The sequence below is a fragment of the Xylanibacter ruminicola Ga6B6 genome (assembly GCF_000687715.1).
Lineage (GTDB): Bacteria > Bacteroidota > Bacteroidia > Bacteroidales > Bacteroidaceae > Prevotella > Prevotella ruminicola_B.
On record NZ_JHXD01000018.1, the window covers coordinates 62824 to 77836 of the forward strand.

Annotated in this window: 17 protein-coding genes and 1 rRNA gene; 11 read left to right on the forward strand and 7 right to left on the reverse strand. The window is 47.3% G+C overall.

Annotated features, from left to right (window positions below; all coding sequences use genetic code 11):
• Positions 1-33: 33 nt before the first annotated feature.
• The 4 genes from T500_RS0111040 to T500_RS0111055 are packed head-to-tail and all read right to left on the reverse strand — an operon-like array spanning position 34 to position 4031.
• Complete coding sequence (locus T500_RS0111040; protein WP_262502950.1) at positions 34-1065, reverse strand: branched-chain amino acid aminotransferase; 1032 nt, start codon at positions 1063-1065, stop codon at positions 34-36.
• A 59-nt stretch (positions 1066-1124) separates the two neighbouring features.
• The gene (gene xseB / locus T500_RS0111045; RefSeq protein WP_028908159.1) at positions 1125-1328 is read right to left on the reverse strand and encodes an exodeoxyribonuclease VII small subunit; all 204 of its coding nucleotides are present in this window, start codon (positions 1326-1328) and stop codon (positions 1125-1127) included.
• A 6-nt stretch (positions 1329-1334) separates the two neighbouring features.
• The gene (gene xseA, locus T500_RS0111050; RefSeq protein WP_028908160.1) at positions 1335-2570 is read right to left on the reverse strand and encodes an exodeoxyribonuclease VII large subunit; all 1236 of its coding nucleotides are present in this window, start codon (positions 2568-2570) and stop codon (positions 1335-1337) included.
• 18 nt (positions 2571-2588) lie between these two features.
• On the reverse strand, positions 2589-4031 hold the full coding sequence (locus T500_RS0111055) for a S8 family peptidase (RefSeq protein WP_028908161.1): 1443 nt from the start codon (positions 4029-4031) through the stop codon (positions 2589-2591).
• Between the two features lie 106 nt (positions 4032-4137).
• Here T500_RS0111055 and T500_RS0111060 point away from each other — a divergent pair, with 106 nt between their 5' ends.
• From T500_RS0111060 to T500_RS0111100, 9 genes are read left to right on the forward strand one after another with little or no spacing between them, the layout of a single operon-like run.
• Complete coding sequence (locus T500_RS0111060; protein ID WP_028908162.1) at positions 4138-5499, forward strand: MATE family efflux transporter; 1362 nt, start codon at positions 4138-4140, stop codon at positions 5497-5499.
• Positions 5500-5505: 6 nt separating this feature from the next.
• Positions 5506-6123 (forward strand): AAA family ATPase, encoded by a 618-nt coding sequence (locus T500_RS0111065; RefSeq protein WP_028908163.1) that lies wholly within the window; start codon positions 5506-5508, stop codon positions 6121-6123.
• Positions 6120-6611: a metallophosphoesterase family protein gene (locus T500_RS0111070; protein ID WP_028908164.1), complete on the forward strand. Its 492-nt coding sequence runs from the start codon at positions 6120-6122 to the stop codon at positions 6609-6611. The genes T500_RS0111065 and T500_RS0111070 overlap by 4 nt, the downstream gene beginning before the upstream one ends.
• A 6-nt stretch (positions 6612-6617) precedes the next feature.
• Positions 6618-6803 carry a hypothetical protein gene (locus T500_RS0111075; protein WP_028908165.1) on the forward strand — a complete coding sequence of 62 codons (186 nt, stop codon included), beginning with the start codon at positions 6618-6620 and terminating at the stop codon, positions 6801-6803.
• A gap of 10 nt (positions 6804-6813) precedes the next feature.
• Complete coding sequence (locus T500_RS0111080) at positions 6814-7950, forward strand: dTDP-glucose 4,6-dehydratase (RefSeq protein ID WP_013063015.1); 1137 nt, start codon at positions 6814-6816, stop codon at positions 7948-7950.
• Complete coding sequence (locus T500_RS0111085; protein WP_036908999.1) at positions 7937-8242, forward strand: sigma factor-like helix-turn-helix DNA-binding protein; 306 nt, start codon at positions 7937-7939, stop codon at positions 8240-8242. Before T500_RS0111080 ends, T500_RS0111085 begins: the two co-directional genes overlap by 14 nt.
• Complete coding sequence (gene purT, locus T500_RS0111090; protein WP_028908167.1) at positions 8239-9444, forward strand: formate-dependent phosphoribosylglycinamide formyltransferase; 1206 nt, start codon at positions 8239-8241, stop codon at positions 9442-9444. The genes T500_RS0111085 and purT overlap by 4 nt, the downstream gene beginning before the upstream one ends.
• Positions 9445-9461: 17 nt before the next feature.
• A complete protein-coding gene (locus tag T500_RS0111095; RefSeq protein WP_028908168.1) occupies positions 9462-9875 on the forward strand; it encodes a sugar 3,4-ketoisomerase in 414 nt (137 codons plus the stop codon).
• On the forward strand, positions 9863-10801 hold the full coding sequence (locus T500_RS0111100) for a GNAT family N-acetyltransferase (protein WP_028908169.1): 939 nt from the start codon (positions 9863-9865) through the stop codon (positions 10799-10801). Before T500_RS0111095 ends, T500_RS0111100 begins: the two co-directional genes overlap by 13 nt.
• 58 nt (positions 10802-10859) lie before the next feature.
• Here T500_RS0111100 and T500_RS0111105 read toward each other — a convergent pair whose 3' ends face one another.
• Genes T500_RS0111105 through T500_RS0111115 form a run of 3 tightly spaced genes read right to left on the reverse strand, consistent with a single transcriptional unit; the run spans position 10860 to position 13614 of the window.
• The gene (locus T500_RS0111105; RefSeq protein ID WP_028908170.1) at positions 10860-11453 is read right to left on the reverse strand and encodes a lactate utilization protein C; all 594 of its coding nucleotides are present in this window, start codon (positions 11451-11453) and stop codon (positions 10860-10862) included.
• 21 nt (positions 11454-11474) lie between these two features.
• On the reverse strand, positions 11475-12845 hold the full coding sequence (locus tag T500_RS0111110) for a lactate utilization protein B (protein ID WP_028908171.1): 1371 nt from the start codon (positions 12843-12845) through the stop codon (positions 11475-11477).
• A 31-nt stretch (positions 12846-12876) separates the two neighbouring features.
• Positions 12877-13614 (reverse strand): (Fe-S)-binding protein, encoded by a 738-nt coding sequence (locus tag T500_RS0111115; RefSeq protein WP_028908172.1) that lies wholly within the window; start codon positions 13612-13614, stop codon positions 12877-12879.
• A 186-nt stretch (positions 13615-13800) separates the two neighbouring features.
• Between T500_RS0111115 and T500_RS0111120 the strand changes: the two genes are divergently transcribed.
• Both T500_RS0111120 and T500_RS0111125 read left to right on the forward strand, forming a co-directional pair.
• Positions 13801-14520 carry a Bax inhibitor-1/YccA family protein gene (locus tag T500_RS0111120; RefSeq protein ID WP_028908173.1) on the forward strand — a complete coding sequence of 240 codons (720 nt, stop codon included), beginning with the start codon at positions 13801-13803 and terminating at the stop codon, positions 14518-14520.
• Positions 14521-14863: 343 nt separating this feature from the next.
• Positions 14864-15013 (forward strand): 16S ribosomal RNA (locus T500_RS0111125); the annotation flags it as partial.

Sequence of the window (15013 nt, forward strand, 5' to 3'; positions counted from 1 at the left end):
AGCCTCGCTCATTTCGAGCGAGGCTTTTTGTTTTTATTCAATCACAACAGTTGTCCAACCGTGCTTGTCTTCGAGTTCGCCGTACTGAATACCACGGAGTGTGTCGAAGAGCTTCTTTGACTGTGGACCTGGTTTGTCGCCGAATGAGTAGCGCTTGCCAGTGTCGAGGTCGTCGATATAAGAAATTGGGCTGATAACAGCGGCTGTTCCGCAAGCGCCAGCCTCCTCGAAGGTCTCGAGCTCCTCCTCGGGGATAGGACGACGCTCAACCTTCATACCCAGATCCTCAGCAACCTGCATCAAGCTCTTGTTGGTGATAGAGGGCAGGATAGAGGTCGACTCTGGTGTGATATAGGTGTTGTTCTTGATACCAAAGAAGTTGGCTGCACCGCACTCGTCGATGTACTTCTTCTCCTTAGCATCGAGATAGAACTCGCAAGCATAGCCCTTTTCGTGAGCCAGGTTGTTGGCAAACAAGCTTGCTGCGTAGTTACCACCTACCTTGTACTTACCTGTGCCGAGAGGGGCAGAACGGTCGTAATCGCGAACAATCACGTAAGGATTGCTTGAGAAACCACCCTTGAAGTATGGGCCTACTGGTGTAACAAAGATAAGGAAGCAGTACTCCTTGGCAGGGTGAACACCTACCTGGGCGCTGGTACCAATAAGCAGTGGGCGGATATAGAGTGTTGCGCCACTCTCGTAAGTTGGGATCCACTCCTGATTCAGGCGAACCACCTTCTTAACCATCTCAGTAAACAGTTCGGTTGAAACCTCGGGCATCATGATACCGCGACAGGTGCTCTGCAGGCGCTTGGCATTCTCGTCAACGCGGAACACACGAACCTTGCCATCAGGGCAACGATAGGCCTTAAGACCCTCGAAAGCCTCCTGGCCGTAGTGCAGACAGGTTGCTGCCATGTGCAGATTCAAATACTCGTCGGAGCAAACCTCGATTTCGCCCCACTTTCCATCGCGATAATAGCAACGTACGTTGTAGTCGGTCTTCATGTAGCCGAATGACAGACTACCCCAATCCAAATTCTTCATATTACTTTTTTCTATGTTTGAAATTTCAAATTTGCATGCAAAAGTATATAATTAATATCAAATTAGCAAAACTTTTAGCCTAAAATCTTTTGTTCTGTAAGTATTTTCTTGATTTCGGCGTCGGTTTTGGTAAGTTTGTCCTTGCAGAGCTTGATTAACTGCTGGGCGCGTTTAAGCTGCTCGGCCATCTGGTCGATGTCGAGTTCGTCGTTTTCCATCTTGTGTACGATGGACTGTAGTTCGGCTATAGCAGCCTCGTATTTCAGTTCTTTTTCCATTATATTTTATACGGATTTAATTACTGAGTGAATGGTGCCTTTGGCTAGGCGGGTTTCGATTTCAGTGCCTGGGGGCAATTGCGATGCATCTTTTACAGCCCGGCCGTTATGCAGGGTGATGCTGTAGCCGCGAGCCAACAGCAGGGTTGGGTCGAGGGCTTTGAGTTTCTCGTCCATCAGTTGCAGACGATGGCTCTCCGATGTTAGTCGGCGCTCTATCAGCATAGGCAGGCGGGTATAGAGGGCATCGATCTTGGCCTCCTGCCGGGTTTTTACAATCGAGAACAATCGGGGGATAGCCTCGGATATAATTGACAATTGAGAATTGGCAATTGATAATTTCTGCTGAACGTAGTGCGTAATCATGCTCTGGGCCCCTTCGATGGTTTCGAGTACGCCCTTCAGGTGGTCGATAAGCAAAGCGGCTGCAGCTGTGGGCGTTTTTACGCGGGTGTGCGAGATCATATCGAGAACGCTCTCGTCGCGCTCGTGGCCGATACCTGTTATGATAGGTATTGGGAAGTTTGCCACATTTTCGGCCAAAGCCAAGGTGTCGAAACCGCTCATATCGCTGGTAGCGCCACCACCGCGGATAATCACTACGCAATCGAATGGCATGTCGTAAATCTGTTCCAGAGCGCTGATGATACTCTGTTCAACTCCCTCGCCCTGCATGATAGCGGGAAAGAGTTGTGTCTCGAATTTAAAGCCGTAAGGATTATCTGCCAACTGGTTGCAGAAATCGCCGTAGCCAGCGGCTGTTTGCGATGAGATGACGGCAATATGCTGGCAGAAAACTGGCAACTGCAGTTCCTTTTGCAGATCGAACACGCCCTCGGCCTTGAGCTTCTGGATAATTTCCTGACGCTTACGGGCCATATCGCCTAAGGTGTAGGTGGGATCGATGTCGGTCACAATCCATGAGAAACCGTAAGCCTCGTGAAACTGCGGGTAAACCTGCAGCAGCACTTTCATGCCGGCATGCAGTTGCTGACCGGTCGTACGTTCGAAGTAAGGACGGATGGTGAGCCACTTATTGGCCCAGCACTTGGCTGAGGCTTTGGCGATAGGCGTGGCGGTTTGTTCATCCTTCTGAATAAGCTCCATGTAACAATGACCACGCGATTCGCGGCACTCGCTGAGTTCGGCCTCTACCCAGTATTCCATGGGCAAAGCATCCTCGATAGCCTCGCGTACCAAGCGGTTAAGCTCGAATAATGTGATATGGCGCTCTGTGTTCAATTTTATAATTCCTCGTTTTTACTCCATCTTTCCAATCATGTACGCCCGCCAGAAATTAGGGGTGCCGTAGCCGTAAATATTATCGGGTTTTTGGTAACTATCGCTGTTCTGGCGTACCAGATTAATGATTTCGAGAGCTGTTTTCTCGGGTAAGGCCTGCCACAAGCAAGCAACCAGTCCGGCTACGATGGGGGTTGAGAACGAGGTTCCCATATCGCGAACAATACCGCCACGCCCTGAAATCAGGTTGGCAGGACTGCCCAGAGCCATCACGTCGGGTTTGATGCGCATATCCTGCGTAGGTCCAACACCACTAAAGGGGGCGTTTACGCGCTGATGATTCAGTGCGCCCACTGTCAGACAGTTGTCGGCATCGGCAGGGAAAGTGATTTTTTTCCAAGGGCCCATGCCGCTATTTCCAGCAGAGTTTACCAGCACCATGCCCTTTTGTGCCACCATCGACGCTGTGCGCGATATGAGGGCTGTGCGACCATCCAGATCGTGCTGGTGGTAATAGCCGTGACGGTTATCGTATTCTGTGTAGCCTAAGCTCGATGTGATAATGTCGGCGCCTAACGAGTCGGCAAACTCGGCTGCCATTGCCCAATAATCCTCCTCAACAGGCTGTTCGGTTTCCTGATCCTCGCATCGCAGCAGCCAGTAATGAGCGTCGGGAGCTGTTCCTATCAGCACCTCGGGCTCGTTGGCGGCCATGGTCGACAGGACCTTGGTGCCATGATCGGTCTCTTGATAAAAGTTGGGACTATTGGGGTAAACAAAGTCTTTTACGCCTGATATGATAGCGTGCTGAAAGGTGGGTAGAACGTTACAGTTCTGGAATCCGCCATCGAGCACGGCGATGGTGATGCCTTTGCCGCGACAGCCGATATTATGCAAACGGTGACCGTTTAGCATCTCGATCTGTTCGCGACCGTGACCGTAGAACGACCCTTTCAGGCTGTCCCATGAGTTAAATCCTGCGTTGGCCTTTATTTTGATCTGGCGCTCGATGCTATCGGGTGCTTCCCATACCATCTCGCAGTTTTTTACGTAGGCCTGCTCGCCCAAACGGTGCAAAAAAGTGGTGTCGGCCGAGCGTACTAACACGGTGTTGTTCCACCGGCTGGTGCCGATAACCATCGATTCGGTTTGTGAGCGTTTAACATTGCGATTGGCATCGTTAATCATGCGGTCGATAGCTTTCAGGTAGCCGCTGCTCACGGGCAGATCGGTAGAGTCCAAGGGTAATCCCTGCTTGCGGCGGCGCTCGATACTTTTGTGTGAGAGCCAGCGCTGAGGGCGGTCGAGCGTATAACTTGATTCGCGTTTATCCTGCAAGGTGTAACGCCAAATATAGCATTTGCCCCCAGGATATTTTTTCTTGGGAAGTGTGGCTGCACTGGCTGTTATGGCGCAGAAAAGTGCGGCAATCAATAGGTTTATCAAACGTAAATTGGTCATTCAATTTGATTTTACGAGTGCAAAGATACAAAGATTATTTTAAAAAGTGCATCTTATCTCGGAAAATATTCGTACCTTTGCAGCGTTTTAATAATTATGTACGCGAATGAGTGATAACAAACAAGCCGCTTTGGCATTAGGAACGAAACCCGTAGGGCAATTGCTGTGGCAGTATGCCCTGCCTGCAATCGTGGCCATGTCGGCTTCGAGTCTCTATAATATCATCGACCGTGCTATGATCGGTCAGATAGTAGGCCCCGAGGCTATTGCGGGCTTGGGCATTACCTTCCCCTTTATGAACCTGAGTGCAGCCTTTGGTGCAGCAGTAGGTGTGGGATCGAGTGCCAGCATTAGCGTGAAGCTGGGACAGAAGGATTATCCTACAGCACAGAATCTGTTGGGTAATACCCTGACGCTGAACTTGATTATCGGTTTCTCGTTCATGGTTGTCTGTCTGCTCTTCTTGGATCCCATCCTGTATTTCTTCGGTGCCAGCGAAGTAACATTGCCTTATGCACGCGAGTTTATGACCGTTATTCTGTTGGGTAACGTAATGACTCACATGTATTTTGGTATGAATGCTGTGCTGCGTGCAGCAGGCAAACCTAAACATGCCATGTACTCGGTGTTGTTTACTGTGGGTATGAACATATTGCTGGTGCTGGCGTTTGTATGGTGGTTCCGTTGGGGCATTCGTGGTGCAGCTTTGGCTACCGTAACATCGCAGACCATTGCAATGTTCTGGCAGTTGTGGCTGTTCTCGAACAAGAACGAGATACTGCACCTGAAGCGCGGTATCTATAAACTGAAGAAACGATTGGTAAGCAATATCATTGCTATCGGTATATCGCCATTCCTGATGAACGTTACATCGTGTGTGATCGTGATTTTCATGAATAACCAGTTCGTACGCTATGGTGGCGATATGGCTGTGGGTGCTTACTCGATAGCCAACTCGGTGGTGATGATGTTCTTTATGTTTGTGATGGGTGTGTGCCAAGGTATGCAGCCTATTGTGGGCTATAACTACGGTGCCGAGAAGTACGATCGTATGTTACGATGTCTGTTTATGGCCATCGGATGTGCAACAACTATCCTGCTGGTGGGTTGGATACTGTCGATGCTCTTCCCCCGCGAGATTGCCCGTATCTTTACCACCGACGAAACGCTGATTGGTTTGGCCGCCACGGGTATCAAGCTGGATATGCTGGTATTCTTCGTGGTAGGCTCGCAGGCCACCATCACGCATTTCTTCCAGAGCATTGGAAAAGTTAAGGTTTCGATATTCCTCTCGCTGTCGCGACAGCTGTTCCTGCTGCTACCGATGGCGTATGTGTTCCCGCTGATCTGGGGGCTCGACGGTGTGTGGTATTCGATGCCAGCCAGCGACTTCCTGTCGTTTGCGATGACAATACCCATGCTGATGTGGTATATGAAGAAATTTAAAGCAGCGAAAGCGAATAACTAAAGAATAATGAAACATATTATTATTAACGTAGGCAGACAGGTTGGTGCTGGCGGACAGGAAATAGGACGCATGCTGGCAAAGGACTTTGAAGCGAAGTATTACGATCGCGAGTTGCTGAATCTGGCTGCTAAAGAGAGTGGCTTCTCGGAGAAGTTCTTTAAACAGAATGATGAGAAGAAAGGTTTTTTGCGTGGATTACTGAATGTGCAGACACCACACTTTATGGGCGGTAACCTGTACGGTTCGAACTTCTCGCAGGAGAGCCTTTTTAAGTTTCAGAGCGATGCCATCCAAAAGGCCGCCAGCGAGGGCAGTTGTGTGTTTATGGGCCGTTGTGCCGACTACATTCTGCGAGATTTCGAGAATGTGGTGAACGTGTTTATCACTGCCTCGATGGACTTTCGCGTAGATATCGTATCAAAAGTTAAGCAGTTGGATGCTGAACATGCCCGCAAACTGATTGAGCATGTTGAAACCCGTCGTGCGCAATACTATAATTACTATACTGGTAAGAAGTGGGGCGCTGCCGAGAGCTACGACCTGTGCGTGGATGCCAGTTTGCTGGGACTTGAAGAAACCGAGAAACTGATTGCAGAATTTATTCGCATGCGTTTTGGATTATGAAGAGAATAGGCATACTGAGCGATACTCACAGCTATTGGGACGACAAGTATCTGCATTACTTTGAACCCTGCGACGAAATTTGGCATGCAGGTGATATCGGTAGTGTAGAGGTGGCCGAGAAGTTGGCTGCATTCCGCCCCTTCCGAGCAGTATGTGGAAACTGTGATGGGGGCGACTTGAGACTGATGTATCGCGAGCTGAACCGATTTAAGTGCGAGGATGTAGAGGTGCTGATTAAGCATATTGGCGGTTATCCTGGCAATTACGACCCCAGTATTCGCTCTACACTCTATGCTATGCCGCCACAACTGTTTGTGGCAGGTCATTCGCACATACTGAAGGTGAAGTTCGACAAGACACTGAATCTTCTACACATCAACCCAGGTGCTGCAGGTATTCAGGGTTGGCATAAAGACAGAACCTTGATACGACTGACTATCGACGGGAAGGAGTTTAAGGATCTGGAAGTTATTACATTAGGAGATTAATTTTATATGAAATCAAACTGGAAGAAATTTATCAGTAAAGCTCTCGTAAATGCAGTAGGCTTCTTTGTGGTATATTGCATTTTGGATTGGTTGTTTGGCCGTGAGAAAGGTTATGGTGAGATTGCATTGACGGCTATCGTTTATGGCCTGATCATTGTGCCTGTAATTAATAAAACGTTTAAAGATAAATAACATTAGATATATGAAAAGAACTATCGTTATTACTGGAGGTGCAGGCTTTATTGGAAGCCATGTAGTGCGCCTGTTTGTGAACAAGTATCCCGAGTATCACATTATTAACCTCGACAAGTTGACTTATGCTGGTAACTTGGCTAACCTGAAAGATATCGAGAACAAGCCCAACTACGAGTTTGTTAAGATGGATATCTGCGACTTTGATGCTTTCTACAAGCTGATGCAGGACAAGAAGGTTGATGGTATCATCCACCTGGCTGCTGAGAGCCATGTTGACCGTTCGATTAAGGATCCATTTACATTCGCCAAGACCAACGTGATGGGAACCTTGAGCTTGTTGCAGGCTGCCAAGCTGTATTGGGAGAGTCTGCCTGAGAAATACGAGGGTAAGCGTTTCTATCACATCAGTACCGATGAGGTGTATGGCGCATTGGAGCTGACACACCCCGAGGGTATCGAGCCTCCATTCACAACTACCGCATCCAGCTCAGAGCACCATCTGGCTTACGGCGATAAGTTCTTCCTGGAGACAACCAAGTATAATCCTCACTCACCATACTCGGCTTCGAAGGCTTCTTCCGACCACTTTGTTCGTGCATTCCACGATACCTACGGAATGCCTGTAGTAGTAACCAACTGCTCGAACAACTACGGTCCTTACCAGTTCCCCGAAAAGCTGATTCCTTTGTTCATCAACAATATCCGTCATCGCAAGCCTCTGCCTGTTTATGGTAAGGGCGAGAACGTGCGCGACTGGCTGTATGTTGAGGATCACGCTCGTGCTATCGACGTGATTTTCCACGAGGGTAAGATTGCTGATACTTATAATATCGGTGGCTTTAATGAGTGGAAGAACATCGACATCATCAAGGTGGTGATTAAGACCGTTGACCGCTTGCTGGGTCGCAAGGAAGGCGAGGATATGGACCTGATTACATTCGTTACCGACCGTGCCGGACACGATTTGCGTTATGCTATCGACAGCTCAAAACTCCAGAAGGAACTGGGTTGGGAGCCATCTCTGCAGTTCGAAGAGGGTATCGAGAAAACCGTTCGCTGGTATCTCGACAATCAGGAGTGGCTGGACAATGTAACCAGCGGCGATTATCAGAAGTATTACGATAATATGTATGCCAACAGATAACTTAACTAATGAACTCCACTCGTATCTGGTGCGTATTGGTATCAATCCCACCAGCGTTACTCCTCAGATGGAGCACTATCTGGAGCATCTGCTCTACCTGCTGCCACCAGAGGAAGAGGAGGCTGTGACGCATTATTACGGACTGTTTGGCTGCGAACGCAAATCGCTGCAGGAGATAGCCAAGGAGCTGAAGATGAGTCAGGAAGATGCAATGGCGCGTATCGACCAGTGCGTACGCAAGTTGGCAGTAACACCCGAGTGGCAAATGTTGAAACAAACAATAGAAAAATGAAAAAGATTCTGCTTTTAGGCTCAGGAGAACTCGGCAAGGAGTTCGTGATAGCCGCCATGCGTGCAGGCCAGTATGTTATTGCCTGCGATCGTTATGACAATGCGCCAGCCATGCAGGTGGCTGATGAGCGCGAAGTATTCTCAATGCTCGATGGCGATGCGCTTGAGGCTGTAGTAAACAAGCACAAGCCCGATATCATCGTGCCTGAGATTGAGGCTATACGTACCGAACGACTGTTTAAGTTCGAGGAGCAGGGTATCCAGGTTGTTCCATCTGCCCGCGCCGTAAACTTCACAATGAACCGTCGTGCTATCCGCGATCTGGCTTCTAAGGAACTGGGACTGCGCACAGCAAAATATTTCTATGCAAAGACCTTTGATGAGTTCAAGGCTGCAGCCGATGAGATTGGATTCCCATGTGTTGTCAAACCATTGATGTCATCATCAGGTCATGGTCAGAGCTATGTGCACAACGACGACGAGTTGGAGCAGGCTTTTAAGGAGGCTATGGAAGGTAGTCGTGGTGACGTAAAAGAGGTAATTATCGAGGAGTTTATCGATTTTGATTCGGAGTTTACTCTGCTCACCGTAACACAGAAGAATGGTTGGCCCACACTGTTCTGTCCTCCAATCGGACACGTACAGAAGGCAGGCGACTATCGTGAGTCGTGGCAGCCATATAAGATATCTGATGAGGCCTTGAAGCAGGCTCAGGTAATGGCCGATAAGGTAACCAAGGCCCTTACTGGTGCTGGTATCTGGGGTGTTGAGTTCTTCCTTACCAAGCAAGGCGAGGTTATCTTCAGCGAGCTGAGTCCTCGTCCACATGATACTGGTATGGTAACACTCGGACATACCACCAACCTGAGCGAGTTTGAGTTGCACTTCCGTGCAGTAATGGGAATGCCTATTCCTGCAATCCATCTTGAGCACGCTGGCGCATCGGCTGTTATCCTTTCACCAAAGGAGGCTTCAACACCTGTCGATCGTTCGTTGCTCGACTACAACTTCGACGAGGCTCTGAAGGAGGATCGCACACGTATTCGTATCTTCGGTAAGCCTGAGGCTCATAAGGGTCGTCGTATGGGTGTAGTACTCTGCTACGGCGAGGTTGGCGACGATGTAAATGCGTTGCGTGATAAAGCCAAGCGTCTGGCTAAGACCGTTTTGGGTACCGACCCCTACACTAAGTTTGAACACTAAACAAGTGTTATTATAGAATGAACCGCTTAGAGGTTGAAATCATAGATTTGCCCAAGATCACTGATCCGCGTGGCAATCTGACGTTTGCTGAAGCGCAGACGATGGTTCCTTTCGATATCAAGCGCGCCTATTGGGTATATGATGTGCCCGGTGGCGAGAGCAGGGGAGGGCATGCGCATAAAAAGCTTCGTCAGTTTGTGATTGCTCTAAGCGGTTCGTTTCATGTAACGTTGGATAATGGCTATGAACGCAAGACTGTGTTGCTGAATCATCCTTGGCAAGGCTTGCTGATCGATACCAATATCTGGCGAACGCTCGATGATTTCTCTTCGGGCGGCGTATGTCTGGTTCTGGCTTCGGAACATTACGACGAGGATGATTATATCTATGATTACGACGAATTTCTGAAATACATCGGATGTTCGAAATAAAACGATACACATCTGACCTGGCCGACGAATGGAATCAGTTCGTAGCTACATCGAAGAACGGCACTTTCCTCTTCGATCGTAGCTATATGGACTATCATTCGGATCGCTTTAACGATTATTCATTGCTGTTTTATTTAGGTAATCGTTTGCAGGCTGTCTTGCCAGCACATGCGTCGGGCGATACCCTTTACTCGCATAAGGGATTGACTTATGGTGGCTTGGTGATGAGTCCTCGTCTGACGATTGTTCAGACTATGAACTTATTTCGTGAGCTAAACGAGCAACTTCGCTGTGATGGTTTTCGTCATGTTGTTTACAAGTGTATTCCATGGGTTTATCATCGTCTCTCATCTGACGAGGATATCTATGCATTGTTTCATGAGTGTCATGCGCGTATTGTAGCGAGAGATTTTGCTACAAACATCTTTTTGTCTGGTGAGATGCGGTGGGAACGTGTTCGGCGTCGTGGGGTCGTTCGTGCTCAAAAAGCTGACGTATCAGTAGAATGTTCTGATAACTATGCCGCATTCTGGGGCATTCTTTCTACGAATCTTTATACCAAGTATGGGGTGATGCCTGTACATACACTTGAGGAAATTTCACTATTACATAGTCGCTTTCCTCAGAATATCAAACTGTATCAAGCCGTAAAAGATGATGAGGTGTTGGGTGGAGTCGTGCTATATATCTCTCAGCAAGTGGTTCACGCTCAGTATAGCTCTGCTGCACCTGAGGGGAAAAAACTGGGTGTTATCGATTTGCTCTACGACCGTATCTTTAACGATTATCGAAACTATCCTTATTTCGACTTTGGCCGTTCAACAGAGCATCCTGATGGTAGCGGACTGAATGAAACATTGGTATTCCAGAAGGAAGGTTTTGGAGGACGAGGGCTGTGTTACGATATATATGAGTACGATTTGTGACACAAAAAGAGGCCGACATGATTATCGACCTCCTGAACAAATTCTGTTTTTTACACTGTTAATCGGGTAGAAGTAGTACGGTGGCGCTTCGTGCCGCTTGGGCACCCATTACCAGTACCTGTGCAATATCTGCCGTTTTCGATGGACCGCTGATAAACGTACCATAACCGTCGTATTCGTTATCAAACTCAATGCGCTTGTAAGCCTCGTGCATATTGTTTACAATCTGACTCTTGGGTAGCAGAATGATCAGATTCTCGGATATAAAGCATACAGCTTTCTCCTTCATGGTTTGCGGAATCCAGATGCACGCGTTTTCTGCTACACCAAACATACCTCGGATAATGCCAACATCTGTTCCGTTCAGATCGCGGGCCCTGCCAACCGTATCAGGATTTCTAGTGGCGATAGTTATCTCCGGCAGATTTGAGGCAATCTCCTTGGCGTCAGGAAACAGCTCCTTGATAAGCACGTTGATATCGCGGCCAGAATCAACTTCTATCACTTGTCCGCCCACCATCTCTGTCATCTTCACAAACTGAACCAGTGGGTTGGGGTAGGTGGTAGCTTTGATATCACTCAAATCGGGCATGTCGTATTTCTCTCTTACGTTTGCCCTGTATCTCTTCAGAATATCGTCTTTATTACTCATAATCCTTCAATTCTTCAATCCTTACTTTACTTTTCCTTTCTTCCATAGCGAGTGGAATGTTTCCTTAGGGAATTTCATCATCTTATGCCCCTCGGCCCATGGATTCATGCCGCAGTTGATAAGTGGCGATGGAATGAGATTGGCCCAATGAGCCAGAGCCGTACCTAGATTGTAAACGCCCTCATTACCATATACCATACTCATGCCCTTACACATCATTTTCTTTTGCGAATTAGCAGTACCGAACTCGTCTAACTGCTGGCGCCACATGTAAATCTGGTCGCCTAAGTTTACCTTGGCTGGGCAGAGCGTCTGGCATGAGTTGCACAGGGTGCAGGCACTTACATTTCCAGAATGCTTTTGTGGATCGCGAAGCATACCAAGGTTTATGCCAATGGGACCTGGTATGAAGTAGCTGTACGAATAGCCACCGCTACGGCGATAAACAGGACAGGTGTTCATACACGATCCGCAACGGATACACTTCAGTGCTTCCCAATGCTCAGGGTTGCCAATCCACTCGCTGCGTCCGTTATCTACCAGCACAATGTGCATGGGGTTGGCAGTAGGACGTGCTTTTCGGAAATGTGAGGTGAACGTGGTGGTAGGCTGTCCTGTTCCTGCTCTACAAAGCATGCGCTGGAACACGGCTAAGCAATCGTAATTAGGAATAATCTTCTCTAATCCGATTGCGGTAATGTGCAGTTTCGGGCATGAAGTCGACATATCGGCATTACCCTCGTTGGTGCAAACTACAATATCGCCTGTTTCTGCGATACCAAAGTTGGCGCCTGTCATGCCAGCATCTGCGGTAAGAAACTCGTTGCGCAGACTTAATCGGGCTACATAAGTAAGGTACGTGGGGTCGTGGTTGCCCTTCTCGCTGCCAAGTTTCTCCTCGAATAGTTCGCCAACATCGTCGTGATTCAAGTGGATAGCTGGCATCACGATATGGCTCGGTGCCTGACCTTTTAACTGGATGATGCGTTCGCCCAGATCGGTCTCTACCACCTCGATGCCATGTTGCTCCAGGTACGGATTCATCTCACACTCCTCTGTCAGCATCGATTTCGACTTAACGAGTTTCTTGACGTTATGGTTTTTCAGGATGCCATACACGATTTCGTTGAATTCGTGCGCATCCTTGGCCCAATGCACAATACAACCGTTTTCTTCGGCTTTTGTGGCAAACTGGTCTAGATACTCGTCCAAGTGAGTGATGGTGTGGCGCTTGATGGCGCTGGCCTTTTCGCGTAACTGCTCCCATTCGTCGAGTCCATATGCCATATTGTCACGTTTTGTGCGTACTGCCCAGAAAGTGGCGTCGTGCCATTTTGCGTATGTCTGGTTCTTCAAGAACTCCTTCGCTGCGTTACTATGTGCTGTACTCATAATGTTTAATCTTTAATGTTTAATGATAATCTTACAGTCCTGCTGCTAAGATTTCTACCACATGTTTGAACTCCACATCAAGTTCTCTTTTCTTGGCAATACCTGCCATGTGCATCAGGCACGAACAATCGGGACCTGTTACGAATCGCGCACCGGTCTTCATGTGACGCTGCACTTTATCAATACCCATCTGCTCGCTGATGGCCGTTTCCTCAACCGAGAACATACCGCCAAAACCGCAACATTCGTCGGGACGCTCAGGTTCTAATACCTGTATACCCTCTACAAGGTTCAACAAGTCCTTGATTTTATTGAACTTAGGAATATTCTCCTCGCTTGGTGAGCTCAACCCTAGTTCTCGCACACCGTGACAAGAGTTGTGCAGACTAACCTTGTGGGGGAAGGTTCCTAATGGATGGTTAACCTTTACCACATCGTGCAGGAACTCAACAACGTCCATCGCTTTCTTGGCTGTCTCGCACTCCGTTTTACCTTTCAGTAAGCGGGGATAATTTAACTTTATAAACGCAGTACAACTAACCGAGGGCGATACCACATAGTCGAACCCTTTGAATTTCTCTTCAAACTTTTCGGCAAGTGGGATAGCTTGTCCCTCAAATCCAGCATTAGCCATCGGTTGTCCGCAACAAGTCTGGTTCAGTGGGTAATCCACATCCAGCCCCAGATGCTTTAATAGTTTGTATGTGGCTACTCCTACCTGAGGATAAACCACGTCAACATAGCAGGGAATAAATAAACCGATCTTCATTTTCGTTAGTGTATTATTATATTTGTTTTTTAGTTATTCATGGGCACAAATATAGTGAAAAATTTCCAAAAATACTAATAAATCGGTATTTTTGTTGCTTATTTATGTTTTATTAAAAGTAAATGCTTACCTTTGTGGCATTAAATTTGCGGTAATATTAATGAATCTCGAAATAAAATAATGAGTATGAATTATAACGAATTTAACTTTGATGGTCTGACACGTGAGCGAGAGCTCTCTATGTCGGCTGCTTTCCCCGCATTAATGCGGAAAGTGTATGTGTGGATGACGCTGGCCCTTGTGCTTACAGGTGTTACAGCGTATGGTGTGGCTACAAGTCCTGGTGTCCTAACCGCCTTGTACTCTAACAGAGTGCTCCTTTGGGGACTGGTAATTGCTGAGTTCGCCATAGTGTTTGGCGTAAGTGCTGCTATTAACCGATTATCGCTCACTACAGCTACGTTGCTGTTTGTGTTGTATTCGGTCATTAATGGTGCATTGTTCTCGTCTATCTTCATTGTCTATACAATGTCGAGTATTGCCAGCGTATTCTTTATCACTGCTGGTACGTTTGCTGTAATGGCACTCATCGGTTATACAACCAAGACAGATCTCTCGTCGATGGGAAAGATTCTCTTCATGGCGTTGATTGGTATCATTATCGCTACTGTTGTGAATATCTTCCTGAAGAGTTCTGGTCTTGAAATGATTGTGAGCTATTTGGGCGTTTTGATATTCGTGGGTCTCACTGCTTACGACTCTCAGAAAATTAAAAATATGCTTTTGATGGCACCCGATGCTGGAGAGGTTGCTCAGAAGATGGCGCTTTTGGGTGCTTTAACCCTCTATTTGGACTTTATTAACCTCTTTATTTATTTGCTGCGTATTTTTGGGCGTCGAGAATAGGCTCTTCGCGTACATTATATATAATAAGAGATAAAAATGTAAAATATGTAAATATTCCCGAAAACTTTCATGTTTTTGGGAATTTTTTTTCGAAAATATTTGGATGGTATTAAAAAATGTCGTACCTTTGCACCCGCTTTCGCTTAAAAACGATAGCGCACTAAGAAAGAGTTCTTTGAAAGATTTACATAGACAGAAGTAGTACAAGAAGCAAGTACTTTTCGAAGTACTTGGGTAAATGAACAAACCGTTTCAATTTCTTGAATTTGGATAGTTGTTCTGAGACAGATAACTTCTAGTTAATCTAGTTTTCTAGATTATCTAGTAAAAGATACAAATTTTTACAATGAAGAGTTTGATCCTGGCTCAGGATGAACGCTAGCTACAGGCTTAACACATGCAAGTCGAGGGGCAGCATTATCGAAGCTTGCTTTGATAGATGGCGACCGGCGCACGGGTGAGTAACGCGTATCCAACCTTCCCTATAGTAGAG